Below are 23,658 nucleotides of genomic sequence, written 5' to 3'. Positions count from 1 at the left end.
GGTTGGCTGCAGGCTAGCGGCACGGACACCGAGGGCGCTTGTAAAAACGCGCAGGATGGCGTCCGATGCCGCATGGACTACTGCGAGCACCCTGCCCCCGACGACCTCCGCCGTCACGTCCAGTGCATCTGGTGGCTGCATGACGACGCACCCGGGAATGACGTGCAGGTTATCTATCCCGATGGCCGTTGCGAGCTGCTGGCCGAAGTGGGCGTGCCGCTGCAGCTGCATGGCACAGATGGCCGTATCCGTTCCGATCTACCGTTCTGTTTCGCGGCACAGCAGTCAGGGCCAATCCGTTTGCAGGCCGCTGGTGCGGTGTTCTGCATCGGTGTGCGGCTGCAGCCGGCCGCGAGCGCCTTGATCGCCGGTGCCCGCTTGCCCGGCCTTCGTGACCAGGCCCCGGACCTTTACACGCTGGATGCTTCCTTTGCCGAAACGTTCAGTGCCGCCGCACGCGCCAGTGCGGCCACCAACACGCCCGAGCCTCTCTGGCAGGTCCTGCGGGATCGTTGTTCCAGCTTCGTCCTGGACGAACGTGTCGAACAGGCGGTTGCGCAGCTGGATGCGATGCAGGGCGATCTGCGCATTGCCGAACTGACGCGGCGGCTTGGCATGTCCCTGCGCGGCCTGCAATCCCGCTTTCTGGCCGCGGTGGGCATGCCCCCGAAGGAGTACGCTCGTGTGCGCCGTCTGCAGGCGATTCTGCACACCCTGGATGGAGAAGCCACCAGCATTGCCACTGCAGCCGCACGTCACGGCTACAGCGACCAGGCCCATGCCACGCATGATCTTGTCCGCTGGACCGGGGTAACGCCCGGCCGGCTGGTGAATGCCCTGCGTGGCGATCGTGGCAGCGACGATGCACTGCGGCTGGCAGCCGCCTTCGTGCGCGGAAGCAGTAGCGGCCACTCAGGATAGCTGGGCCCCGCCCTCCTGCCCTGCTCCAGAGCCGACTCCATCAGCCAGCGCTTCCCGCCGTCCGGATCTGCTTCCCCAGCTCCCGGATCCGCGCCTCACCCGCCTTCAGCGCCTGCGGGCTGGTATGGACCGAGTAGTAGCCTGTTGCCAGCGGATACGAATGCTGTGCTGCGGTACCGAACACGAACTCGGTGTCCTCGCGGGCGAAGAACGCGACCTCGTGGCCGCCTTCCTCGAAGACCACCAGTTCACCTGCACCGATCGCTTCGGGCACACGCAGCGAGCCCACGCTCACGGCGGCCCAGGCTACGTCATGTCCCGGCGGCGGTTGGAACCGCCACGATTCTCCCGCCCGCAGTTTCACCGAAAAGTAGTTGATCGGTGCCGGGGCATCGATGGGGCTGCGGGCCGTGCCGTACGCTCCCAGCAATACGGTCACCGGGCCTTCGCTGAGGATCTGCTCGGGGCCGATGTAGCGGCTGAAAGGTGCAGCCAGCTCCAATGCAGGTGGCAACGCGAGCCACAACTGGAAACCGCGCAGGCGATCAGAATCACCGAATCCGCCACCGTGCCACGCGCCACTGCCGGCCTGCATCCACTCCATCCAGCCGGCCTCGATACTGCCCTGGCGGCCCTGGTCGTCTTCATAGTCGACGGCCCCTTCCAGCAGCCAGGTGAGCGTGGCGATGCCCGAATGCGGATGCAGGCCAAGCGCAGGGGCTTCGGCGCGCGAAAGATCGCGCGCGTCGATGAGATCGAGGAAGACGAACGGCTTGAGACGTTCGCCCAGGTCGGAAGGACTCACCAGCCGGGTGATGGGTCCGTGGCTGCGGCCGCGGGTGCGATGCACGATGCGGCGCACGGAGGCGACCGGAGGCATCGCGGTGGATTCGGAGGGGTGGACGGCAAGCATGATGTGGTCTCCTTGGAAGCAGGTTTCGAACGTCGCGGCGACGTCGTACGTCCAAGGTAGGCACTGAGCACGCACGGCAGTAGCCGGCCAGTGCGGATTTCATTCCTCCATCGCTGGAGCAATGGCTGCCACGCGTGGAGGCGGCAGCGCCTGCAGCTCAGGTGTTTTACCAGTTGCCCTGCAGCAGATGGGTCATGGCGAAGTCGACAAACGCGCTGGCGGCGCGTGGCAACTGTCGCCGGCTCTGGTAGACCACGAACAACTCCAGCCCATCAATCCGGTAGTCGGGCAGGACCTGGACCAGCGTCCCTTCCCGCAGCGGCTGCGCCACCATCGCCTCGGTCAGCAGCGCGATGCCCATGCCGGCCACGCAGGCCTTCGTCAAGGCCAAGGCCGAGTTGGCGCTGAATCGCCCGCGCACTTCGACGTCGGCGGGGCCATCCGGCCCCATCAAGCGCCACTGCGTGCGCCCTGAGCCCGAGGGCACGGCGATACAGTCGTGCGTGGACAGCTCCTCCAATGAGCTGGGCGCTCCCCGTGCCTCCAGGTAGGCCGGGCTGGCCACCAACACTGCACGGTTGTTGCCCACCCGGCGCGCGATCAGTGTTGGCCCGGTGACTGCACCTGCGCGAATCGCAACATCGATGCCGTCAGCGACCAGGTCGGCGCGCGCGTCATTGAGCACGAACTCCAGGCGGACCCGTGGATGGGCCTGCAGGAATGACTGCACCCACTCCAGCTGGAACCAGTTGAAGAAGTCCACCGGCGCGGCGACGCGCACCTTGCCCACCGGCACTTCGCTTCCCTCGGAAAGCTCCAGGGTGGCGTCCGCCAGCGCCTCGATCTGCTCCACGCTGCGTGCGTACAGGCCCTCACCGGCATCGGTCAGGGTCAACTTGCGGGTGGAACGATGCAGCAGCCGGACACCCAGCTGCTCTTCCAGCTGCTGGATGCGCCGGCTGGCAGTATTGGAGGGCATGCCGATCCGGCGCGCGGCCTCGGCGAAGCTGCCGGCTTTGGCCACCTGTACGAACAGGGCCACATCATTGAGATCGATCACCCGTGGTCTCCATGCAGACGACCTCCGGTACGGAGGTCCCTGCATTGTGTTGCAAATGGTGTCGCGGCGCTCGGCGCAGCGCCCTGCCCTCATCGGGCCTTGCGCGCATCCAGGCTGAACCGGCCTGCGCCGTTGGCGGCCAGCATCAGGAAGGCACCGGCAATGGAGACATTCTTGAGGAACATGATCATCTGCGTCTGATCAGCAACGTTGTTGTGGAACAGGAAGGCGGTAGCCAGGGTGAAGCCGGCAAGCAACATGGCGACCAGCCGGGTCTGCCAACCCGCTGCGATCGCTAGCGCTCCGCCGACCTCTGCAAGGATCACCAGCGGCAGCATCAGCGCGGGGACACCGACCGAGGCCATGTACCCCGCCGTGGCCTCGTAGGCGCTCAGCTTGCCGAATCCCGACAGCAGGAACAGTGCGACCAGCAGGAGGCGGCCGAGCAGTTCGACTGCGCCCTGCAGGCGGGTGGAGGACGAGGCACCAAAGGTGGTTGTGGAATAAGTGGACATGTCTGCATTTCCTGGAGGCGTGTTGAAACAAGAGGGACGGTGGCAGCGGCAGGAACGACGACATCATCATTGCCAGCGGGACGCACTCTAGGCGCCCCTTCCACCGCCCACTAGCCGCCCCAGGGGGAATTCACCCGTCCATTCATGGACGAATCCACCCACAGCGGGATTGCTCCCATCCGTGGACGAATGAAATCCGCTGCAATCGGCTAGTGGGGCCCAATGCCCCGAAATAGAGTGCAGCCGTGGCCCATGGCAGTGCGTTCGCCGGGCCCGTCCTACCCTCCACTACGAGAACCGCCATGAAGCTCCTGCACATTGATTCCAGCATCCTGGGCCAGCAGTCGGTCAGCCGCCAGCTCACCGCCCAGCTCATCGAAGCTGCCCGCAAGCAGCATGGCGACGTGAACGTGACCTACCGCGACCTCGCCCTGGCACCGGTCGACCACCTTGCTCCGCCCCACCTTGCCGCTGCCCAGGGCGCCCCCATCGAAGCCGATGCCCTGCAGCAGGACGTGGCGCTCGGTGCCGACGATCTGGATGCCTTCCTGCAGGCCGATGTCGTCGTCATCGGGGCACCGATGTACAACTTCAGCATTCCCAGCCAGCTCAAGGCCTGGATCGACCGCATTGCGATTGTCGACAAGACCTTCCGTTACACCGCACAGGGGCCGGAAGGCCTGGCGGGCGGCAAGCGGGTGCTTATCGCCTCCACCCGCGGCGGCATGTACGCCGGTGATGTGCCGGGTGCGGCCATGGACCATCACGAAACCTACCTGACCAGCCTGTTCGGCTTCCTCGGCGTCACCGACCTGCAGTTCATCCGGGCCGAAGGTCTGGCAATGGGCGACGATGCGCGCGCACAGGCACTGCGGCACGCCCAGCAGGACATCGAGCGCGTCTTCGCCTGATAGCTGTGCCGTCGGCGATACACATCGCCACGGCATTTCAATCCCATTCCGCCCGACGCACCGAAGCCGATGGACAGCGATATCGCTGTCTACAGGAACCGGTGCATCACATATACATCAACCAACCCCAGCGTTCGATGCCGAAACGCCGCCGGTAGCGTCCCGGCCACCGCAAACCCCAGCGTGCGGTACAGCGCTACCGCCGGCGTGTTGGTACTGACCACGTAGTTGAACTGCATGGCCAGGAAACCCTCCGTTCGGGCCCGGGCCAGACTGTGTTCCACCAGCGCCCGGCCAATGCCGCGACCTTGTACCCGAGGATCGACCACATAGGTGGCGCTGGCCACATGCGCACCCAGATCCGGGAAGTTGGCGCCCATCTTGTACATTCCGGCCACGCGCCCTTCCAGAACGGCCACAAAGGCCGCCTGCACTCCGAACCAATGGCTCCGAAAGGTGCCGGCCTCGAAGGTGCCGGCGAACGGGAGCGAATCCTCCATCGCAATGGCCGCCTTGAAAATCGCCCACATGGCGTCGAAGTCACCGTCGGTGGCAGCTCGGATTTCCATGCGATTCCTCGCGGATCGGCGTAGTGGGCAAGGCGGACACTAGCAGAATCCAGCAAGCGCCCCGCACCCGCTTCACGCGCCACCGCCATCGGTTCCGCAATAGTTGAGTGAATTCCAGCCGTTGGAACAGTACATGCCACCTATTCCCGCGCGCATCCCGCTCCGGCTCCGCCGATGGCGCGTCGCTGGCTACATCCTGCTTGGCGTGTACGTTCTCTACCTGCTGGCCGGCAACATCTTCCTCAACACCCCGCTGTTCGGCCAGGTCACCAACCGCAAGCCGCACAAGTTCGTGATGACGACCGGCCCGGCCATCACGCTGCTGCCGGGCCACGTCATTGCTTGGAACGTGCATATGCGCGGTCACGTCAACCATACCGTCTACGTACTGCACGCCGAGCGTGCCAGCGCCCGCTTGGCAGTCCTGCCCCTGTTCCGCCGCGAAGTGCGGGTTCCGCGATTGCAGGCCACTGGCGTGTCGGCCGAGATCAGTCGCGTCGAGGACGCCATTCCGTCACCGCCGCGTAGCGACCAAGGCTGGACCCTGCGTTTCGACGCCATCCACAGCGACAGCATCCGCAGTGCCCGGCTCGGCAAGCTGCTGATCATCGGCAAGGGCCAGGGTACGGTCGGGTTCCTCAAGCAGCTGCGCGGCGGCCCGTCCGAACTGTTCGATTCCGAAGTCTCGTTCAGCAAGGCAGACACCAGCTATGACGGCGTGCAGCTGCTGGGCGACATGGATCTGACCGCGCGCTTCAGCTATCCGCGCCACTATCGCGACCAGGCGCCCGGCCTGGCCAAGTTGAAGCTGCTGCATGCGCAACTTGAAGTGGATGCGCGCAGCCAGGGCCTGCGCATGGATACGGACGCGCAGACGCCCCGCATCTCCAGTTCGCCGGTTCCCGGTCGCCTGCAACTGGCGGTCCACCTGTTGGACGGCCAGTTGCAACCTGGTGACCACGCGCTCTGGCAGGTTCCGCTCTACCTCGGCGACGGCGCACCCGATCGCGGCGTGCTGGCCCTGCAGCTCAACGTGGCCAACGACCTGCGCCTGCAGGCCCGCCTGCCGCCACGCCCGGATTCGGCCGCTGGCATCGATGCCGACCTGCACATCACCGGGCGCGAGATTCCCTTCCAGCACCCTGCCCAGCTGCTGGAACGCAGCTCCGGCACTGTGCGCGGCGAATGGACCTTCACCTCGCTCAACTGGATCCCTGCCCTGTTCGTACGCAAACCGTGGCTGCAGCTGGATGGCGGCGGCACCCTGAAAGCAGATCTGCGCCTGCGCAATGGCGAACTGATCGAAGGCAGTACCGTGGACATCCCTTCGGCTGCCGCCGTGGCCGAGGTCGCTGGCGTGCGGCTGGCCGGCACGGCCAGTGCGCATGGCGAGCTGAAGGCCGGCAGCCCCACTCAGGCACAGTTGGCGATCCGGCTGCCCCGCTTCACCGCTCGCCCAAGCGATGCGAAGGATGTACGCCTGTTCGACGGTCGCGACCTGGCCGTGGACCTCACCGGCGATGGCCGCCTGCAGGAACTGCGCAAGGGCGTTCGTGCGCGGTTGCGCTTCAGCCAAGCGACCATCCCGGACCTGGCCGCCTACAACCGCTACCTTGGCTCTCAACAGGTGCGCCTGCTGCGTGGCTCCGGCAGCCTCAGCGGCGACGCCACGCTCGACACCGATGGCCGCGTCGGCCATGGCACCGCGCGGCTGCTAGGTCGCAATGCCAGCGCCAAGGTGGCGGGCCTGGACATGGGCGGCGATGTCGACGTGAACGCGACGCTTCGCCGCGGGGACTTCAACCAGCGCCATTTCGATCTGTCCGGCACCACCGTGGAGCTGCGCAATGTGCAGGTGGCCGGCACCGATTCCAACAGCGCGTGGAAAGGCCGTGCTGTGTTCAAGCGGGGCCGCATCGACGCGCAGTCCCCGTTCCAGGTGGACGCTACCACCGATCTGACCCTGAGCGATGCACGCCCCTTGCTGGCCGTGTTCGCCAAGCGCACCGACTACCCGCGCTGGACGCTGTCCCTGCTGGATTCCGGCCAGGTCGATGCACAGGCCACGTTGCGCTGGCGCCCGGGTCATCTGCTGATCGACGGACTGCAGGCCGAGAATGATCGCCTGTCGGTTCGTGCGCGGCTGGATCTGCTGGAGCGGCGCAAGCGTGGCGATCTCTACCTCCGCTGGGGGCTGCTGGGCGCGGGCATCGAGCTTGATGGCGAACAGCGCCAGTGGCATCTGGCCAAGGCGCGTGAATGGTTCGATCAGCGCCCTTCGCTGTTGCCGGCTGCCGAAGGTGGAAGCGCCGCAGGTTCTTCAGACTGATCGCCCCGGGCTGCATCCATTTGCCGCTTCCGTTCGTATGAGCGGTAAACGCAGGATGGAGCGGTACGGAATGAAGCGGCGTTCACAGGCTCTGGGTCTTCTGGGATGGGGCGTGGCCACCTTTGCGGCGGCCGCAGTCGGCGCATGGGCATCGGCCTCCGCCGCCAGCTTCTACGCCACCCTCGCCCTGCCTGCCTGGGCACCGCCTGCCAGCGTGTTTGGCCCGGTGTGGAGCCTGCTCTACGCGATGATGGCCATTGCGGCGTGGCTGGTCTGGCGCGAACGCGGCTGGCGCAACGCGCAACCGGCCCTGGTGCTCTATCTGGTGCAGCTGGCCGTCAATGCCCTCTGGAGCTGGCTGTTCTTCGGCTGGAAGCTGGGAGCGCTGGCCTTCGTCGACATCCTGGTACTGATCACGCTGGTCTGCGCAACGATCGTTGCCTTCGCACGCATCCATCGCGGTGCGGCGGTGATGCTGCTGCCTTACCTGGCCTGGATATCGTTTGCCTCGGCGCTGAACTTCGCGGTGTGGCGCGCCAATCCCGGGGTGCTGTGAGCCAGTATCAGTGCTCTCAGGCCTGTGCGACGCGCTGCGGCTTCCATGCACGCAGCAATGCCGGCTTGAACGCCTGCTGGCCACAACCCGTGGGGCATCGCACCACCCGCGCGGCGGTGTGGCTGACCAGTCCCTGCCCCTCTTCCGCCTTGAACACCGTCTCGCAGCACAGGCAGCGCGCAACCAGCGAGTACAGGTGGAGCAGGCGCCCACTGGCCGGATCCTGCAGGGCATCCACATCCAGCAGCTCAAACTGGCAGCTGTCGGCAAGCATGCGGTATGGCGTTGAAGGCAAGGTCTGCAGGTTCACGGGCGTGGTCACTCAGGAATGTGCGTTCACCCTAGGCAAGTCGGTGTCGAGCGCGCGTGCAGCGCACATGTACCTTTCGCGAAACATGCAAGTGCTGTTGGAATGGTCAGATGAAGAATTCAGGTTTGAATGAAACGCTCTTCACGCGAACGTGCTGGTAGGCGAATGCACGATTTTGCTTCACCATCCATGCATGCCGGATGCGACGCTGGGCCTTTCCAGCCATCCACGAATCATGAGTCCCGCCCTTGATGCCTTCTGCTGAGTCCACGCACGACACCGCCCAGTCCCGTTGTGCGCGCGAACCGATTCATACGCCCGGTGCCATCCAGCCATATGGGGTGCTTCTGGTAGTGGAGCCTCAGTCACTGCGGGTGCGTGAGCGCGCCATCAGCCAGCCGGGGTTGCTGAAGCAGTTCGGCGAACCGTTGATGCAGCACGTCAGCGAGGTACTGGGCGGCGTGCTGGCGCCCTTCCAGGCGCTGTTCCAGCAGGCCACGGTGGGCAGCAGCGCCCATGTAGGCGCTGTGCACCTGGACGGCCACGGCCGACATCAGCTGCTGGTGCATCGCTCCGCCACCGATCTGCTGATCGAGCTGGAGGCACCGGTTCCCGGCCAGCCGGGTTCGCTGGAAGAACTGTATCCGTCGATCCGCGAACTGATGACCGGCATCGAATCGGCTACCACCGTGGAAGATCTGTGCCAGCTGGCGGCCGCGCACATGCGCCGGCTGACCGGCTTCGACCGGACCCTGGTCTACCAGTTCGATGCAGGCTGGAACGGCATCGTCGTCGCCGAGGATGGCAACGGCCTGTTGCCGTCCTACCTGGACCTGCGCTTCCCCGAGTCGGACATTCCGGCCCAGGCCCGCGAGCTGTACCGGCGCAACCGGGTGCGACTGATCGCGGACAACAGCTACACCCCTGCCCCGCTGATGCGCAGCGAGGAGCACCGCGACGCGCCGGCCACCGACCTGAGCCTGGCCGTGCTGCGCAGCGTTTCGCCCGTGCACCTGCAGTACATGCGCAACATGGGCACCGGCGCGTCGATGTCGGTGTCGCTCGTGCATGAGGGCCAGCTGTGGGGCCTGGTGTCCTGCCACACGGTGCAGCCGCGCCGCCTGCCCTATCACGTGCGCACCGCCTGTGAATTCATGGGCCAGATCCTGTCGCTGCAAATCGCGCTGAAGGAGCGTGCACGCGCCATCGAAGAACGCGTGGCGCGCCGCTCGGTGCTGGTCAAGCTGCTGGCACGCATGGCCGGCGACGAGGATTTCATGGCTGCGCTGCGCCACGATGAAGCCAGCCTGCTGTCGCTGACCGGTGCCGCAGGCGCCGCCATTGTGCACAAGGGCGACTGCATGCGTGTGGGCCAGTGCCCGCCCGCGACCGACGTGCTGGCCCTGGCCGATTGGCTGGCCGCACAGCAGGCCGGGCAGGAAACGTACTGCAGTGACCATCTGGCAGCCGACTGGGCGCCCGGCGCGCGCCTGTCCGACGTGGCGAGCGGCGTACTGGCGGTGTCCATTTCGCAGCTGCACGACAGCTATCTGATGTGGTTCCGCCCGGAAGTGGTGCACACCGTGCGCTGGGGGGGCGACCCACGCAAAGCGGCGGCGCCCGGCGTGGCACTGTCCCCGCGCAGTTCATTCGAAGCATGGAAAGAGACCGTGCAGCAGCGCAGCCTGCCGTGGAATGACGCCGACCGCGATGCCGCGCACGAGATGCGCACGGCCATCGTCGACATCGTGCTGCGCAAGGCCGAGGAAATGGCTGAGCTCAACGAGCAGCTGGTCCGCAGCAACAAGGAACTCGAAGCGTTTTCCTACTCCGTAAGCCATGACCTGCGCGCGCCATTCCGCCATATCGTCGGTTACTCGGAACTGCTGGGCAGCTCGGCCGGCGAACGCCTCAACGATACCGAGCGCCGCTTCCTGGATACGATCGTGGAGTCGGCCAAATCTGCCGGAACGTTGGTGGACGACCTGCTGAGCTTTTCGCAGATGGGCCGCTCTACGCTGGGCCGGGCGCGGCTGGATATGGCCGCGCTGGCCGAGGATGTGCGCCGGAGCCTGGTCCTGGACTACAGCGGCCGCGACGTGCAGTGGACGCTTGCGCCGTTGCCGGAGGTCGAAGCCGACCCGACGATGCTGCGCCTGGTCTGGCAGAACCTGCTGGCCAACGCGATCAAGTTCACCCGCGAGCGCGAGCAGGCGGTCATCGAGGTCGGTCACCAGCGAAACGACGACGAAGACCACTTCTTCGTGCGCGACAACGGCTGTGGCTTCGACATGCGCTACGTGGACAAGCTGTTCGGCGTATTCCAGCGCCTGCACCACGTCGAGGAATTCGAAGGCACCGGCATTGGCCTGGCCAACGTGCGCCGCATCGTCGGCCGCCACGGCGGCAGGACCTGGGCCGAGGGCGAACCTGGCAAGGGCGCCACGATCCACTTCACCCTACCCCGTTCCACAGGAGATCACCCATGAGGGACCTGCGGCCGATCCTCTTGGTAGAGGACAGCCCCAAGGATGCAGAGCTGACGCTGGCGGCGCTGTCGCGTTGCCAGTTGCTGAACGATGTCATCCATGTACGTGACGGCGCCGAAGCGCTGGATTACCTGCGCTGCGAAGGCAAGTTCGCCGGCGCCATGCACGGCGGCCCGGTGGTGGTGCTGCTGGACCTGAAGCTGCCCAAGGTGAACGGCCTGGAAGTGCTGGAACAGGTGCGTGGTGACGCACAGCTGAGCAGCACCCCGGTGGTGATGCTGACCTCTTCGCGCGAAGAACAGGATCTCGTGCGCAGTTACGAACTGGGCGTGAACGCATTCGTGGTCAAGCCAGTGGACTTCAAGGAGTTCTTCGACGCCATCCAAGGGCTGGGCATGTTCTGGGGCATCACCAACCAGCCCCCGCCGCATCGGCCCAACGGCTCGGGGCAGCACAATGCGTGATGGATCGCGCCGCAGCGAGCGCCTGCGCATCCTCATGCTGGAGGACAGCGCGCTTGATGCGGAGCTGATCAGCGCACAGCTGCAGCGTGCCGGCCTCGATTTCGAGGCCGAGCGCCTGTGGACCCGCAATGCCTTCATCGAGGCAATTGAGAATCGCGCCTTCGATGTGATCCTGGCCGATCATGTGCTGCCCGGATTCGACGGCGACGCTGCACTGGCGCTGGCGCGCGAGCGGATTCCGCAGACGCCCTTCATCTTCGTCTCCGGCACGCTTACCGAGGAGTTGGCCGTGCAGGCGCTGACCCGCGGCGCGCGCGACTACGTGGTCAAGCAGCGCCTGCAGCGCCTGCCGGATGCGATCCGTCGTGCGCGGCAGGAGGCCCATGAACGCACCCAGCTTGTGCAGGCGCAGGCCGCACTGAACGACAGCCAGGCGCAGTTGCAGCAGGTAACCAATGCCGTCCCTGCGCTGATCGCCCAGCTCGACACGGCGCATCGCTACCGCTTCGCGAACAAGGCGTTCCTGGACTGGCACGGCGTCAGCCTGGCCGAACTGCTGGGTCGCGCGGCACGGGATGTCAGCGGCATTTCCGCCTTCGAGCACGCCCTGCCCAGCCTGGAGCGGGTACTGCAGGGCGAGCGCACCAGCTTCCAGGTCGAACTGGTCCACCGCAGCGGCGAATCACGATTCGTGCAGATGGACTGCGTACCGGAACATGCGGCCGATGGCAGCGTGGTCGGCTACATCTGCATGGGCAGCGATGTTTCACTGTTGAAGCAGGCCGAACTGGCGCTGCGCGAGGACAACCAGGTTCTCGAGCGACAGGTGCAGGCACGCACCGCCGAGTTGCGGGCCAGCAAGCGGCGCCTGCAGGCGATCTTCGAATCCAGCTTCCAGCATCAGGTGCTGCTGGATCTGTCCGGACGCGTGGTTGATGCCAATGACGCGTCACTGGCCGCGGTGCTTGCGGACAAGAAGGACACTGTTGGCGCGCGCTTCGGCGAATCGCTCTGGTTTGCCACAACCGATGGCATCAGTGCGCTGATCGACCAGGCCGTCGCCGCAGCCGTACAGGGCCGCAGTTCGCTGCATGCACTGGAACTGGAACTCCCGACCGGGCGGCGCAGCTTCGACTTCTCGTTCCGCCCGCTGCTGGATACCGAAGGCGTGGTCACCGCCGTGGTCTCCGAGGCGGTGGAAACCACCGCGCGGCTACAAGCAGAACACGCGCTGCGCCAGTCACAGAAGATCGAGGCGGTCGGCCAGCTCACCGGCGGCATCGCCCATGATTTCAACAACATCCTGACGGTCATCTCCGGCAACGTCGAGCACGCCATGCTGCTCAACGAACGCGCCGGAGAACCCGGGGCAATGGTCAGCCGTGCACTGGACAATGCACTGAAAGGCGTCGGCCGTGCCGCCAGCCTGACCCAGCGCCTGCTGGCGTTTGCCCGTCGCCAGCCGCTGCACAGCCAGGCCGCCAACCTCAACGAACGCCTGCTGGACATGCACGACATGCTGCAGCGTGCACTGGGTGAGCTGGTGCAGCTGGAGATCCGCAACGCCGAGGACATCTGGTGCGTGGAGATCGACATCAGCCAGCTGGAGGCCTCCGTACTGAACCTGGCGGTCAATGCCCGCGATGCGATGCCGCATGGCGGCCGGCTGGTGATCGAAGTCGACAACAGCCACCTCGACCACGACTACGCCGCCCTGTTTCCCGATGCAACGCCAGGCGAGTACGTGATGTTGCGGGTGCGCGACAATGGCCACGGCATGGACGCAGCGACCCTGGCGCGCGTGTTCGAGCCGTTCTTCACCACCAAGCAGGTTGGCCGCGGCACCGGGCTTGGCCTGTCCATGGTGCATGGCTTCGTCAAGCAGTCCGGTGGCCACGTGCTGATCGACTCGGTGGAAGGCGGCGGTACCAGCATCACCATGATGTTCCCGCGCTCTCCGCTGTCCCTGCCCTGCGAAGCACGCACCCCACAGACCGGCCTGGCGGGTTACTCACCGCGCGAGGAAACCATTCTGGTGGCCGAGGACAATGACGATGTCCGCGCCCACACGGTGGATGCGCTGCGGCTGCTCGGCTACCGCGTGCTGGAAGCCCACGACGGACCCTCCGCACTGCGGCTGCTGGAACGCCCCGACACCAAGGTGGATCTGCTGTTCTCGGACGTGGTGATGCCCGGCATGTCGGGCTGGGAACTGGTGCACGAAGTACGTGAACGCTGGCCGGAAGTCGCCGTCCTGTTCACGTCGGGCTATCCACGCGACCACGACCAGGTGGGCAGCCAGGGACGCGCCGTTTCATTGCTGCCAAAGCCGTTTACCCGCAGTGATCTTGCAGCGGCGGTGCGCACCGCGCTGGAGGCGACGCCGCACTGAGGTCAGGACGCCGGATCGCGCATGCCAGCGGCGATCCGGTTGATGTCCGCGCACTCCACCGTGGCCGGCGGATGCTCCCTGGCGGCCAGCGCAATCATCGCCTGGCCCAGGGCCAGATTGCTGGTCATCAACGAAGGCGCAACCGCACCGGCCAGCTTCATCAACGGCGCGCCGCCCCAGTACAAGGGCTTCAACAGGGCATGACGGGTGCCGGTTCCCGCGACCGGCCTGACGCCACCCGGGCGCAGCATCACCGAGCGCACCGGCAGAGCCTGCAAAGCAACTTCGGTCTCGCCCTTGACCCTCAGCGGCATCAGCCGGCTCTGAGGGTCTGCACCCGCACCGGATACATACAGAAAGCATCCCCCGGGATTCGCGGCCGCCCAGGCACGGGCCACCGCCAGCGTGGTGTCCACGGTAACGCGTCGGTACTCGGCCTCGGCGGTGCCGACCGGTGGCGCACCGGCGCAGTAGAGGCATGCATCGAACCCGGCGAGCTCCTCCACCCGCTCCTGGATACGCAGAAAGTCCGGGACAATCAGTTCGCTGCCGGTGCCGCTCAGACTGCCGGGGTGACGGACCAGCGCGGTCAGGCGGGAGACCTGTTGTGAGCGCTGGCAGGCCAGCACCACACCCTGCCCGACCAGGCCTGCGGCACCGGTCAACAGAATCCGCAATGCACCCGTCCCGACCATCATCGCACCCGCCTCAGAGTTTCACGAAACGCTGGATCTTCCGCGCCAGCCAACCGCTGAACACCAACGGCGCATCCAACGCAGACACGCAGATGCACGGCACACCCGGCGCGGTCACCGGCTGGTGCTCCACCTCCTCGTCCAGATCCGCAACGTCACCCGGCGCGAACAGCCCCAGCGCGTCGTTGTAGGAACCGCGCAGGATCTGGGTCAGCTCGCTGCGGCCATGGCTGTGCATAGGCAGGCACTTGCCGGGGGCGATCTTCAGCATGATCAGCGAGGGCATCTGCTCGGCCCGGATGCAGTGCACCCCCGGCGCCATCCAACGCCAGCGCAGGTCACCCAGCGAGGTGCCAAAGTAGGGATGCAGTGACGCCGGCAGATGATCGGGATCAGCCTCGGGCCGATCCTTCGGCATAGGGCGCAGGGATTCCGCCATGGCCATCGGCGTTTCCGTGGCCAGCTGCATCAGCATGGCCTCGCGCAACTGTTCGCGCCGCGTGTCGGTTGCAGGCGGCTGGGTCTGCTCCAGCAGCACCGAACCGATCGCCTCAGCATCGCGCAGGCGCTGACGGCAATGCGGGCACTGCTCCAGATGGGCACCGGCCACGATGCTCAACGGCGACGACAGCGCACCCGCGGCATAGCTCATCAGCGTGGATTCGTGCAGGTGGTGGTGCGGATTCACAGCACACCTCCCACTTTCGCCTGCAGTTGCAGGAAGGCACGGCGCAGGTGCGATTTGACCGTCCCCAGCGGCATGCCCAGCGCTTCGGCGATCTCGCTGTGACTCTTGGCCTCGAAATAGGACATCCGCACCAGCCGCGCCTGCACCGCAGGCAGCTCGTTGATGCGCTGGCGCAGACGCGCCTGGTCGGCGAACTGTTCGGCGCTGCTGCGCTCGATCACATCCAGCGTCGCCGCGTCCTCCACCGCTGCCTGCACCTGCATCCAGCTGCGCTCGCGGCGCACTCGATCGATATGCAGGTTGCGGGCGATGCGATACAGCCACGTACTCAGCGCCCCCTGTGCCGGATCGAAATCGGCGGCCCGCAGCCATAGGCGCAACAGGCATTCCTGCGCCAGCTCCTCGGCTACGGCATCGGGTGCGCCCAGGCCGCGCAGGTACACGCACAGCCGCGGCATGAAGTAGTCGTAGATCCGCATGAAACACTCGCGGTCGCGCAGCCGCGCCACGCCGTCCATGTCACCGGCCCAGTTCGTCGGCTCGCTGCTCGGCTGCTGGTAACTGGACACGGTACGTGCGGTATCGAAGTTGAGGAGTGTGCTGGCGGCGTCAGGGTACATCTGCGTTCGCGGCGGGCGGGTGAAGGTCTGTCCTCTGTACGTGCAGGGGCAGCCATTGGATGCAGTCGGCACTGCGCATCCAACCGGGCGCCCCCGCCGTATGACCTGAGAGACCTACCCTTCCGGATGAACACCATGCGCACTGCCTGGCTGCTGCTGTGCCTGCCCCATGCCGCGCTGGCGGCACCCTGGCTGCGAAGTGAGGGTGTGGCCACCTCCGCGCAGGGCGACATCCTCTACCGTGAAGTGCACTGGCGGCGCGAGGCAACGGAGGGTGCCGAACGCTGGGTGCTGTACCAGTGCCCGGATGGCCAGCCCTTCGCCCGCAAGCATCTGCCCGCCAGCGCCCGCCCGCAGGCACGGGGCTATTCGCTGCAGGACCGCCGCAGCGGCCAGACCGCCGAAGTCGACGCCACTGGCGACTCGGTGTCGATTGCCTGGAAGGAAGATGCCGCCAGCCAGCCGCGTCAGCGCCGGCTTGAACTGCCGCCGGACGCGGTGATCGATGCAGGGTTCGACGCTGCGGTGCGCCTGCACTGGCCGGCGCTGCTGCGCGGCGAACTCATCAGTCTGCCCTTCCTGGTGCCTGGGCGGCAGCGCTACTTCCCGGTGCAGGTGCGGCGCATCGGTCCGGTACGTTGGCAGGGTATTGATGGGCAGTCGATCGACGTCAGTCTGGACACCTGGTACGGCGGCATCGCCCCGCGTCTGTCACTCGTCTATGCCAGCACCGACCGCCGCCTGCTGGAATTCCGCGGTACCAGCAACCTGCGCGATGCAAGCGGCACTTATCCGCAGGTGACGGTGCGCTTCAGCTCGCCTGCTGCCGAGCAGACTGCCGCGGAATGGCAGCAGGCCTGGACGCATCCTCTGATCGACCGCTGCGCCGTGACGCCCAGGTGAAGTCGAGATTCTTCGCGTCGCAGCGCATCCATTGCACGCGCTGCTGCGTACAGGTAGACACGACACCCGCCGAGATCCCCCAATGGCCTCTGTAGCGCCCCTCCCCCGTCGACGCTCGCGCCTGCTGCGTACGCTGCAGCGCTGGATCGACACCGGCAACGTCGCAGAGACCACCGGCGAACAGCCCGGCCGCATCGACTGGTTGCGCGCCGTGCCATTCGCACTGATGCACCTGGCCTGCATCGCTGTGCTCTGGGTCGGAATCTCATGGACAGCGGTGATCGTCGCCGCAGTGCTCTATGCGGTGCGCATGTTTGCCATCACGGCGTTCTATCACCGCTATTTCTCGCACCGGACCTTCCAGGCATCGCGGCCGGTGCAGTTCGTGTTCGCTGTCATCGGCGCCTCCAGCGTGCAGCGTGGGCCGCTTTGGTGGGCCGCCCATCATCGCCATCACCATCGGCATGCCGACCAGCCGCTGGATCCGCACTCGCCACGCGAGGGCGGCTTCTGGCGCAGCCACATGGGTTGGTTCCTGACCCGCGAGGCGTTCGCCACCGATCTGTCACGGGTACCGGACCTGGCGCGCTTCCCCGAACTGCGCTGGCTGGACCGTTTCGATACGGCCGTACCGGTACTGCTGGCCGCAGCGCTGTATGCATTGGGCGCCGGGTTGGAGCGCTGGGCACCGGGCCTGCACACCTCCGGCCCACAGCTGCTGGTGTGGGGCTTCTTCGTCTCCACCATCGTGCTGTTCCATGCCACGGTCACCATCAATTCGCTGGCGCATCGATTCGGCCGCCGCCGCTTCGACACACGCGATGACAGCCGCAACAACCTCTGGCTGGCGCTGCTCACCTTCGGCGAAGGCTGGCATAACAACCACCACTTCTTCCCCGGCACTGTCCGCCAGGGCTTCCGCTGGTGGGAAGTGGATTTGACCTGGTACGGACTGCGCGCGATGGCGGCCCTGGGCCTGGTCAAAGGTCTCAAGCCCATCCCCGAGTGGGTCCTGGCCAAGGCGAGGTACTGACATGCGCATCGCCGTCATCGGCTCGGGTATCGCGGGGCTGGCCAGTGCCTGGTGGCTCGATGGCCAGCACGACGTCACGCTGTTCGAGGCCAACGACTACCTCGGTGGCCATACCCACACGCACGACGTCCAGGTGGGTGGGACACGCATGGCCGTGGATACCGGGTTCATCGTGTTCAATCCCCAGCACTATCCGCTGCTGACCGCGCTCTTCGACGAGCTGGGTGTGGCTTCGCAGCCGACCACGATGAGCTTCTCGATGCACAGCGAGCGCAGCGGCGTGGAGTACAACGCCACCTCGCTGGATGGCCTGTTCTGCCAGCGCCGCAACCTGGTGTCACCTCGATTCTGGGGCATGCTGGCCGACCTGCGCCGGTTCTATCGGGATGCGCCGTTGCTGCTGGCCGAGGAAGACGGCCCCACGCTCGGCGAGTACCTGCGCAGCCAGCGCTATGGCGAGGCCTTCATCGACGAGCACCTGCTGCCGATGGCCTCGGCACTGTGGTCCTCACCGACCGCCACCGTGCAGGACTTCCCGGCGCGCTACCTAGCCCAGTTCATGGCCAATCACCAGATGCTGCAGATGACCGGGCGCCCGAGCTGGCGGGTGGTCAGCGGGGGATCGGCGCGCTACGTGGATGCGCTGCGCCGCCGCTGGCGGGTGCATGAGCGGCTGCAATGCCCGGTCAGGATGGTCGAACGCATGCCCTGGGGTGCACGCGTGCACAGCGCGGCCGGCGCGGAGGCCTTCGACGAAGTGATCCTGGCCTGCCACAGCGACCAGGCGCTGGCGTTGCTGTGCGACGCCGATGCCATCGAGCGTGAGGTCCTTGGCGCCATCCGCTATCAATCCAACGAGGCCGTACTGCATACCGATGCCTCGTTGCTGCCGCGCAACCGCAAGGCGTGGGCGGCATGGAACGCGCACGTGCCAGAGGATCGCGCCGCGCCCTGCACGGTCAGCTATTGCATGAACCTGCTGCAGGGCCTGCCCGGCGATACGCCCCTGGTGGTTACCCTCAACCGCAGCGAGGCAATCGATCCGGCCAAAGTACTGCGTACGCTGCGCTACGCCCACCCGGTGCACGACCATGCCGCAGTGCGCGCGCAACAGCGCTGGGCGGAACTGCAGGGCCGTCGCCATACGTGGTTCGCAGGCGCCTATTGGGGCTGGGGCTTCCATGAGGATGGCATCCGCAGCGCCCGCCGCGTGGTCGATGCCCTGCAGGCCTGCGCCCCACATCGGCTGGCATCCGCCGCGGATGAGGTGGCGGCATGAGTGCCAGCGCGCTCTACATCGGGCAGGTGATGCATCGCCGGCATCATCCGCACCCGCATGCCTTCCGTTACCCCATCGCCCAGCTCCTGCTCGATCTGGAAGAACTCGATACGGTGTTCGACGGGCGCTGGTTGTGGTCGGTCAATCGCCGCAACCTGGCCGAGTTCCGCCGCAGCGACTACTTCGGCGATCCCGCACGGCCCCTGGCCGATGCCATCCGCGATCACGCTGCCCACACGCTTGGCTACCGGCCGACCGGCCCTGTGCGCCTGCTCACCCATCTTCGCTTTGCCGGGCACGTGTTCAACCCGGTCAGTTTCTACTACTGCTACCAGGCCGACGGCAGCACGCTGGACTGCATTGTCGCCGAGATCACCAACACGCCCTGGAAGGAACGGCACGCCTATGTGCTGCCGGTCGCTACCGCCACGCACGAAGGCAGCTCACTGCGTTGGCAGTTCGACAAGTGCTTCCATGTCTCGCCGTTCATGCCGATGGACTGCGGCTACGACTGGCGGTTCAACCGCCCCGACCAGGACCTGCGCGTGCACATGCAGGTCTGGCGGGACGGCGTGCGCCAGTTTGATGCCACCCAGGCCATGCAGCGGCGTGCCTTGGATGGCCGCGGGCTGGCCCGGGTTCTGGCCTGCTATCCCCTGATGACCACCCAGGTGGTGGCCGCCATTCACTGGCACGCACTGCGGCTGTGGTTGAAACGCAACCCGGTGCACGACCACCCCACTCTTACCGAGAAACCGCGATGAACTCGATGACTCCCTGGGTTGCCCTGCCGCGCCCCGGCGCCTTGGACGCGTTCCTGCGCCGCCGCCTGCTGGCCCAGCTGGCCCCGATGCGCGACGGTCGGCTGTGCGTGCGCGATGCACTCGGCGAGGTCTGGCTGGGCGACACCCGTGGTGAACTGCATGTCACCGTCACCATCGATGACCCGGCGTTCTATCGCAAGGTTGCTGCGCAAGGCAGCGTGGGCGCAGGTGAAAGCTACATCCAGGGCGAGTGGCACTGCGATGATCTGGTGGCACTGATCCGGCTGCTGGTGCGCAATCGCGATCTGCTCGACGGCATGGAGCGTGGCCCGGCCCGCTTGGGTGGGGGGATGCTGCGGGTCTGGAACCGCCTGCGCCGCAACAGCCGTGAAGGCAGCCGCCGCAATATCGCCGCGCACTATGACCTGGGCAACGACTTCTTTGCCCTGTTCCTGTCGCCGGACCTGATGTATTCGTCGGCGATGTTCGACAGCGAATTCGAGTCATTGGAATCTGCTTCGCGGCGCAAGCTGGACCGCATCTGCCAGCAGCTGCAACTCAAGCCAGGCGACCGCGTGGTGGAGATCGGCACGGGCTGGGGCGGTTTCGCGGTACACGCCGCCCAGCACTATGGCTGCCATGTGACCACCACCACCATCTCCGCGGAACAGCATGCGCTGGCCGCCCAGCGCGTAGAGGCGGCGGGCCTGCAGGATCAGGTCACGCTGCTGATGCAGGACTACCGCGACCTGCAGGGCCAGTTCGACAAGCTGGTCTCGATCGAGATGATCGAAGCGATCGGCGCCGAGTACCTGGACACCTACATGGCTACGCTGCAACGCCTGCTCAAGCCGGATGGCGTTGCCCTGCTGCAGGCCATCACCATCGAGGACCATCGCTACGAACAGGCCCGGCGCAGCGTCGACTACATCAAGCGCTATGTATTTCCGGGCAGCTTCATCCCATCGATCAACGCGATCATGGCCGCCAAGACCCGATCCAGCGACCTGCAGCTGATCGCCCAGCAGGACTTCGGCCACTCCTACGCACTGACCTTGCGCGCCTGGCGCCAGCGCTTCCTGGCCCAGCTGCCTGCGGTGCAGGCGCAGGGCTTTGATGCGCACTTCTGCCGGTTGTGGGAGTTCTATCTGGCCTATTGCGAGGGCGGCTTCCTGGAACGTTCGATCGGCGTCTCGCATCTGCTGCTGGCCCGTCCGGACCACCGGCCCGTCCTCGCTGCGGGCGACAGCCGCTGACATGCGCCGGTTCTGGACCAATCTGCTTGGCAACCAGCTGGTCTGGCTGTGTGCCGTGGCCGGCGCAGGGCGAGGCTGGCAGTGGCCGGCGCTGCTGGCCGCAACGATCTATATCGGCAGCCAGCTGCTCACTTCACCGCACCCTCGACTGGACCTTCGGCTGATGCTGCTGGCGCTGGCCTGCGCGTGGCTCGTCGACGCCAGTGCCGCCGCCAGCGGCGCCGTGCGCTACGCTGCTGCCCCGCTGGGCTGGACTCCGCCCCTCTGGATCATGGCGTTGTGGGCCGCGTTTGCGATGACGCTGACCACTTCGATGCGCTTCCTGCTGCGCCACCCTGCCCTGCCAGCCCTGTTTGGCCTGTTGCTGGCCCCGCTGGCGTATCTCTCCGCAGCGCGCGGTTTCGAGGCGGTCCGTTTCACTGCGCCGCTGTGGCAGGGCCTGCTGGTGCTGGGTGTGGGCTGGAGCATCGCGCTTTCGCTGCTGTGCATGGCCGCTCGTCGCGGCTCCCGCACCCTCCCGCCGCCCTTGGCAGGAGCACCGTCATGATCAATCTGTTGTGGGTCCTGCTGTATCCCGTACTTGTGATGAGCTGGGGTTGGGCCTGGCAGCGCCGCCACGACAACATCGGCGTGGTCGATGTGCTCTGGGCCAAGGGCGTGGGCGCATCAGCCCTGTTGCTGGCGTGGCTCGGCGATGGTGCGGCGGCGCCACGGATGGCGCTCGGCGTGCTCGGTGGCCTGTGGGGCAGTCGACTCGCCTTGCACCTGTGGCACCGGGTCCGCCACGAACAGGAAGACGGCCGCTACCGTTATCTGCGCGAGCACTGGCAAGGGCATCAAGGCAAGATCTTCGGCTTCTTCATGGCCCAGGCGCTGCTGGTCGTGCTGTTCGCCCTGCCCTTCGTCGCGGTGGCGGCCAATCCGCAGACAAGCATGACGTTGTGGATCGTGGCCGCCGCACTTGTCTGGCTGCTGAGCGTCGGCGGCGAGAGCCTGGCCGACCGCCAGTTGGCCCGCTTCCGCGCCGACCCGGCGAACAAGGGCCGCACCTGCCGCGAGGGGCTCTGGCGCTACTCCCGCCACCCCAACTACTTCTTCGAGTGGCTGCACTGGTTCAGCTATGTCCTGCTCGCGGTCGGCTCGCCACTGTGGTGGCTGGCGTGGGCCGGCCCGCTGCTGATGTACGTGTTCCTGCGCTATCTCAGCGGCATTCCCTTCACTGAAAAGCAAGCGCTGCGCAGCCGCGGCGACGACTACCGCGCCTACCAGCGCACTACCTCGATGTTCTTTCCCTGGTTCCCCCGTTCTTCCAAGGAGCATTCCGCATGAGCGCGATCCCGTCACTGAATCCGGCCGAAGATGCGGAAACCGGGCTGATCGCCTGGGCCGAACGTGGGCTGGTGCCCGATGCGGCGCTGCGTGCGGGCATCCGCCGCTTGTGCGCGCAACGCCTGCATGAGGACAGCGAAGGCGGCATCGAAGGCCAATCGGCACGCTTCAGCCAGCGCATCACCGAGCTGGCCGACAGCCCACTCGCGCTACATACCGAAGCGGCCAACCGCCAGCACTACGAAGTTCCCGTGGCATTCTTCCAGGCCTGCCTGGGCAAGCGGCTGAAGTACAGCAGCTGCTACTACGCCACCGGGCGCGAAACGCTGGACCAGGCCGAGGACGCCATGCTGGAACTGTACGGCCAGCGCGCCGGACTGGCCGATGGCCAGCAGATACTTGAGCTGGGCTGCGGCTGGGGCTCATTGACCCTGTGGATGGCCGAACGTTACCCGCAGGCGCATATCACCGCCGTCTCCAACTCGCACAGCCAACGCCAGTACATCATGGCGCAGTGCCAGGCGCGCGGCCTGGGCAACGTCGAGGTGATGACCCGCGACGTCAACCAGCTTGACCTGCCGACGGCCCGGTTCGACCGCTGTGTCTCGGTGGAGATGTTCGAGCACGTACGCAACTACCAGCGCCTGCTGGCAGGCATCGCACGGTGGCTGAAACCGGACGGTGCACTGTTCGTGCACATCTTCGCCCATCGCACACTGATGTATCCGTTCGAGACAGACGGCGGCGACAACTGGATGGGTCGCCACTTCTTTACCGGCGGACTGATGCCGGCAGCCGACACACTGCTGCATTTCCAGCGCGACCTGCGCCTGGAGCAACGGTGGTTGCTGGACGGCACCCATTACCAGCGCACGGCCGACCACTGGCTGGCCAACCAGGATGCAGCCCGCGAGCGGGTGATGCCGGTATTGATCGCCACCTATGGCCAGGCTGCAGCGAAGGTCTGGTGGCAGCGCTGGCGCATGTTCTGGATGGCATGCGCCGAGCTGTTCGGCTACGACGACGGCCAGCAGTGGCTGGTGGCCCACTATCTGTTCCGACCCCGCTGAGGTGCCCGATGCGCATGTTTCCGCTGCTCCCCCTGATCGCGGTCGGCCTGTTCGGTTCCGGCTGCAGCTCCAGCGACACCCGCCCGTTGCCGCGTCCGCCGTCGGTGGATGTACCGCGCTTCATGGGCGACTGGTACGTAATCGCGCATATCCCGTCGCGCCCTGAGCGCGAGGCCTTCGACGCCGTGGAGAGCTATGCCCTGCGCCCCGATGGACGCATCCAGACCACCTTCACTTACCGCAAAGGCAGCTTCGACGCGCCACAGAAGTCGATGCACCCCGTCGGCCGTGTCGAGAAGGAAGGCAACGGCGCGATCTGGGGCATGCAGTTCATCTGGCCGATCCAGGCTGAGTACGTGATCGCCTGGCTCGATGAAAGCTACCATCAGACCATCGTGGCACGAAGCAAGCGCGATTACGTCTGGTACATGGCCCGCACCCCGCAGGTATCGGACAGTGACTACCAGCAAGCGGTCGAGCGGATTGCGGCCATGGGTTACGACACCCACAAGCTGAGGCGGGTGCCGCAGTCGGTGAGATGACGCGGAGCCTTCTCCCCGGGCGGATCTTCCTGAAGCATCAGTGGTTGATC

The 23,658-nt window shown here is 66.2% G+C and carries 24 protein-coding genes; 16 read left to right on the top strand and 8 right to left on the bottom strand.

Features of this window, described 5'->3' with window-relative positions; all coding sequences use genetic code 11:
- Positions 1-72 precede the first annotated feature (72 nt).
- The gene (locus ACZK4Z_RS10675; protein ID WP_125895914.1) at positions 73-921 is read left to right on the top strand and encodes a helix-turn-helix domain-containing protein; all 849 of its coding nucleotides are present in this window, start codon (positions 73-75) and stop codon (positions 919-921) included.
- Positions 922-961: 40 nt separating this feature from the next.
- Here ACZK4Z_RS10675 and ACZK4Z_RS10670 read toward each other — a convergent pair whose 3' ends face one another.
- From ACZK4Z_RS10670 to ACZK4Z_RS10660, 3 genes are all read right to left on the bottom strand, one after another.
- Positions 962-1,909, bottom strand: a complete 948-nt coding sequence (locus ACZK4Z_RS10670; RefSeq protein WP_478451523.1) for a pirin family protein — start codon at positions 1,907-1,909, stop codon at positions 962-964.
- A gap of 91 nt (positions 1,910-2,000) precedes the next feature.
- A complete protein-coding gene (locus ACZK4Z_RS10665; RefSeq protein ID WP_125894059.1) occupies positions 2,001-2,894 on the bottom strand; it encodes a LysR family transcriptional regulator in 894 nt (297 codons plus the stop codon).
- An 89-nt stretch (positions 2,895-2,983) separates the two neighbouring features.
- A complete protein-coding gene (locus tag ACZK4Z_RS10660; protein ID WP_125894057.1) occupies positions 2,984-3,409 on the bottom strand; it encodes a DoxX family protein in 426 nt (141 codons plus the stop codon).
- Between the two features lie 302 nt (positions 3,410-3,711).
- Between ACZK4Z_RS10660 and ACZK4Z_RS10655 the strand changes: the two genes are divergently transcribed.
- Positions 3,712-4,320, top strand: coding sequence for an FMN-dependent NADH-azoreductase (locus tag ACZK4Z_RS10655; RefSeq protein WP_125894055.1), 609 nt, complete (start codon positions 3,712-3,714; stop codon positions 4,318-4,320).
- A gap of 89 nt (positions 4,321-4,409) precedes the next feature.
- On the opposite strand, the gene ACZK4Z_RS10650 is transcribed toward ACZK4Z_RS10655, so the two are convergent.
- The gene (locus ACZK4Z_RS10650; protein ID WP_478451521.1) at positions 4,410-4,889 is read right to left on the bottom strand and encodes an N-acetyltransferase family protein; all 480 of its coding nucleotides are present in this window, start codon (positions 4,887-4,889) and stop codon (positions 4,410-4,412) included.
- Between the two features lie 133 nt (positions 4,890-5,022).
- On the opposite strand from ACZK4Z_RS10650, the gene ACZK4Z_RS10645 reads away from it, so the two are divergent.
- Both ACZK4Z_RS10645 and ACZK4Z_RS10640 read left to right on the top strand, forming a co-directional pair.
- A complete protein-coding gene (locus ACZK4Z_RS10645) occupies positions 5,023-7,218 on the top strand; it encodes an AsmA family protein (protein ID WP_478451519.1) in 2,196 nt (731 codons plus the stop codon).
- A 70-nt stretch (positions 7,219-7,288) separates the two neighbouring features.
- Positions 7,289-7,774, top strand: a complete 486-nt coding sequence (locus tag ACZK4Z_RS10640) for a TspO/MBR family protein (protein WP_125894049.1) — start codon at positions 7,289-7,291, stop codon at positions 7,772-7,774.
- Between the two features lie 16 nt (positions 7,775-7,790).
- Here the strand turns inward: ACZK4Z_RS10640 and ACZK4Z_RS10635 are convergent, their stop codons facing one another.
- Positions 7,791-8,084 carry a hypothetical protein gene (locus ACZK4Z_RS10635; protein ID WP_125894047.1) on the bottom strand — a complete coding sequence of 98 codons (294 nt, stop codon included), beginning with the start codon at positions 8,082-8,084 and terminating at the stop codon, positions 7,791-7,793.
- A 251-nt stretch (positions 8,085-8,335) separates the two neighbouring features.
- On the opposite strand from ACZK4Z_RS10635, the gene ACZK4Z_RS10630 reads away from it, so the two are divergent.
- From ACZK4Z_RS10630 to ACZK4Z_RS10620, 3 genes are read left to right on the top strand one after another with little or no spacing between them, the layout of a single operon-like run.
- Positions 8,336-10,573 carry an ATP-binding protein gene (locus ACZK4Z_RS10630; protein ID WP_125894045.1) on the top strand — a complete coding sequence of 746 codons (2,238 nt, stop codon included), beginning with the start codon at positions 8,336-8,338 and terminating at the stop codon, positions 10,571-10,573.
- Entirely contained in the window at positions 10,570-11,037 is a 468-nt protein-coding gene (locus ACZK4Z_RS10625) for a response regulator (protein ID WP_125894043.1), read from the top strand. Before ACZK4Z_RS10630 ends, ACZK4Z_RS10625 begins: the two co-directional genes overlap by 4 nt.
- Positions 11,030-13,429, top strand: a complete 2,400-nt coding sequence (locus ACZK4Z_RS10620; RefSeq protein WP_125894041.1) for a response regulator — start codon at positions 11,030-11,032, stop codon at positions 13,427-13,429. Before ACZK4Z_RS10625 ends, ACZK4Z_RS10620 begins: the two co-directional genes overlap by 8 nt.
- A gap of 2 nt (positions 13,430-13,431) precedes the next feature.
- Here ACZK4Z_RS10620 and ACZK4Z_RS10615 read toward each other — a convergent pair whose 3' ends face one another.
- The 3 genes from ACZK4Z_RS10615 to ACZK4Z_RS10605 are packed head-to-tail and all read right to left on the bottom strand — an operon-like array spanning position 13,432 to position 15,432.
- Positions 13,432-14,124: a Rossmann-fold NAD(P)-binding domain-containing protein gene (locus tag ACZK4Z_RS10615; protein WP_125894068.1), complete on the bottom strand. Its 693-nt coding sequence runs from the start codon at positions 14,122-14,124 to the stop codon at positions 13,432-13,434.
- 13 nt (positions 14,125-14,137) lie between these two features.
- Positions 14,138-14,812: a ChrR family anti-sigma-E factor gene (locus ACZK4Z_RS10610; protein ID WP_125894039.1), complete on the bottom strand. Its 675-nt coding sequence runs from the start codon at positions 14,810-14,812 to the stop codon at positions 14,138-14,140.
- A complete protein-coding gene (locus tag ACZK4Z_RS10605; RefSeq protein WP_125894037.1) occupies positions 14,809-15,432 on the bottom strand; it encodes a sigma-70 family RNA polymerase sigma factor in 624 nt (207 codons plus the stop codon). The genes ACZK4Z_RS10610 and ACZK4Z_RS10605 overlap by 4 nt, the downstream gene beginning before the upstream one ends.
- Positions 15,433-15,567: 135 nt before the next feature.
- Here ACZK4Z_RS10605 and ACZK4Z_RS10600 point away from each other — a divergent pair, with 135 nt between their 5' ends.
- The 9 genes from ACZK4Z_RS10600 to ACZK4Z_RS10560 all read left to right on the top strand — a co-directional run bounded on the left by ACZK4Z_RS10600 (position 15,568) and on the right by ACZK4Z_RS10560 (position 23,608).
- Entirely contained in the window at positions 15,568-16,335 is a 768-nt protein-coding gene (locus ACZK4Z_RS10600) for a hypothetical protein (protein WP_125894035.1), read from the top strand.
- A gap of 82 nt (positions 16,336-16,417) precedes the next feature.
- On the top strand, positions 16,418-17,368 hold the full coding sequence (locus ACZK4Z_RS10595) for an acyl-CoA desaturase (RefSeq protein WP_125894033.1): 951 nt from the start codon (positions 16,418-16,420) through the stop codon (positions 17,366-17,368).
- A 1-nt stretch (position 17,369) separates the two neighbouring features.
- Positions 17,370-18,647 (top strand): NAD(P)/FAD-dependent oxidoreductase, encoded by a 1,278-nt coding sequence (locus ACZK4Z_RS10590; protein ID WP_125894031.1) that lies wholly within the window; start codon positions 17,370-17,372, stop codon positions 18,645-18,647.
- On the top strand, positions 18,644-19,411 hold the full coding sequence (locus ACZK4Z_RS10585) for a DUF1365 domain-containing protein (RefSeq protein ID WP_125894029.1): 768 nt from the start codon (positions 18,644-18,646) through the stop codon (positions 19,409-19,411). The genes ACZK4Z_RS10590 and ACZK4Z_RS10585 overlap by 4 nt, the downstream gene beginning before the upstream one ends.
- On the top strand, positions 19,408-20,667 hold the full coding sequence (locus ACZK4Z_RS10580; protein ID WP_125894027.1) for an SAM-dependent methyltransferase: 1,260 nt from the start codon (positions 19,408-19,410) through the stop codon (positions 20,665-20,667). Before ACZK4Z_RS10585 ends, ACZK4Z_RS10580 begins: the two co-directional genes overlap by 4 nt.
- A gap of 1 nt (position 20,668) precedes the next feature.
- On the top strand, positions 20,669-21,214 hold the full coding sequence (locus ACZK4Z_RS10575; RefSeq protein ID WP_125894025.1) for a DUF2878 domain-containing protein: 546 nt from the start codon (positions 20,669-20,671) through the stop codon (positions 21,212-21,214).
- Positions 21,211-21,996, top strand: a complete 786-nt coding sequence (locus ACZK4Z_RS10570; RefSeq protein WP_125894023.1) for a DUF1295 domain-containing protein — start codon at positions 21,211-21,213, stop codon at positions 21,994-21,996. The genes ACZK4Z_RS10575 and ACZK4Z_RS10570 overlap by 4 nt, the downstream gene beginning before the upstream one ends.
- On the top strand, positions 21,993-23,066 hold the full coding sequence (locus tag ACZK4Z_RS10565) for an SAM-dependent methyltransferase (protein ID WP_478451516.1): 1,074 nt from the start codon (positions 21,993-21,995) through the stop codon (positions 23,064-23,066). Before ACZK4Z_RS10570 ends, ACZK4Z_RS10565 begins: the two co-directional genes overlap by 4 nt.
- An 8-nt stretch (positions 23,067-23,074) precedes the next feature.
- The gene (locus tag ACZK4Z_RS10560) at positions 23,075-23,608 is read left to right on the top strand and encodes a lipocalin family protein (protein ID WP_125894019.1); all 534 of its coding nucleotides are present in this window, start codon (positions 23,075-23,077) and stop codon (positions 23,606-23,608) included.
- The last annotated feature ends 50 nt before the right edge of the window (positions 23,609-23,658 follow it).

The organism is Stenotrophomonas sp. 71799_Sma (assembly GCF_056482505.1).
The sequence above is the reverse complement of the archived record's forward strand: the minus strand, read 5'-3'. Positions and strand labels throughout refer to the sequence as shown.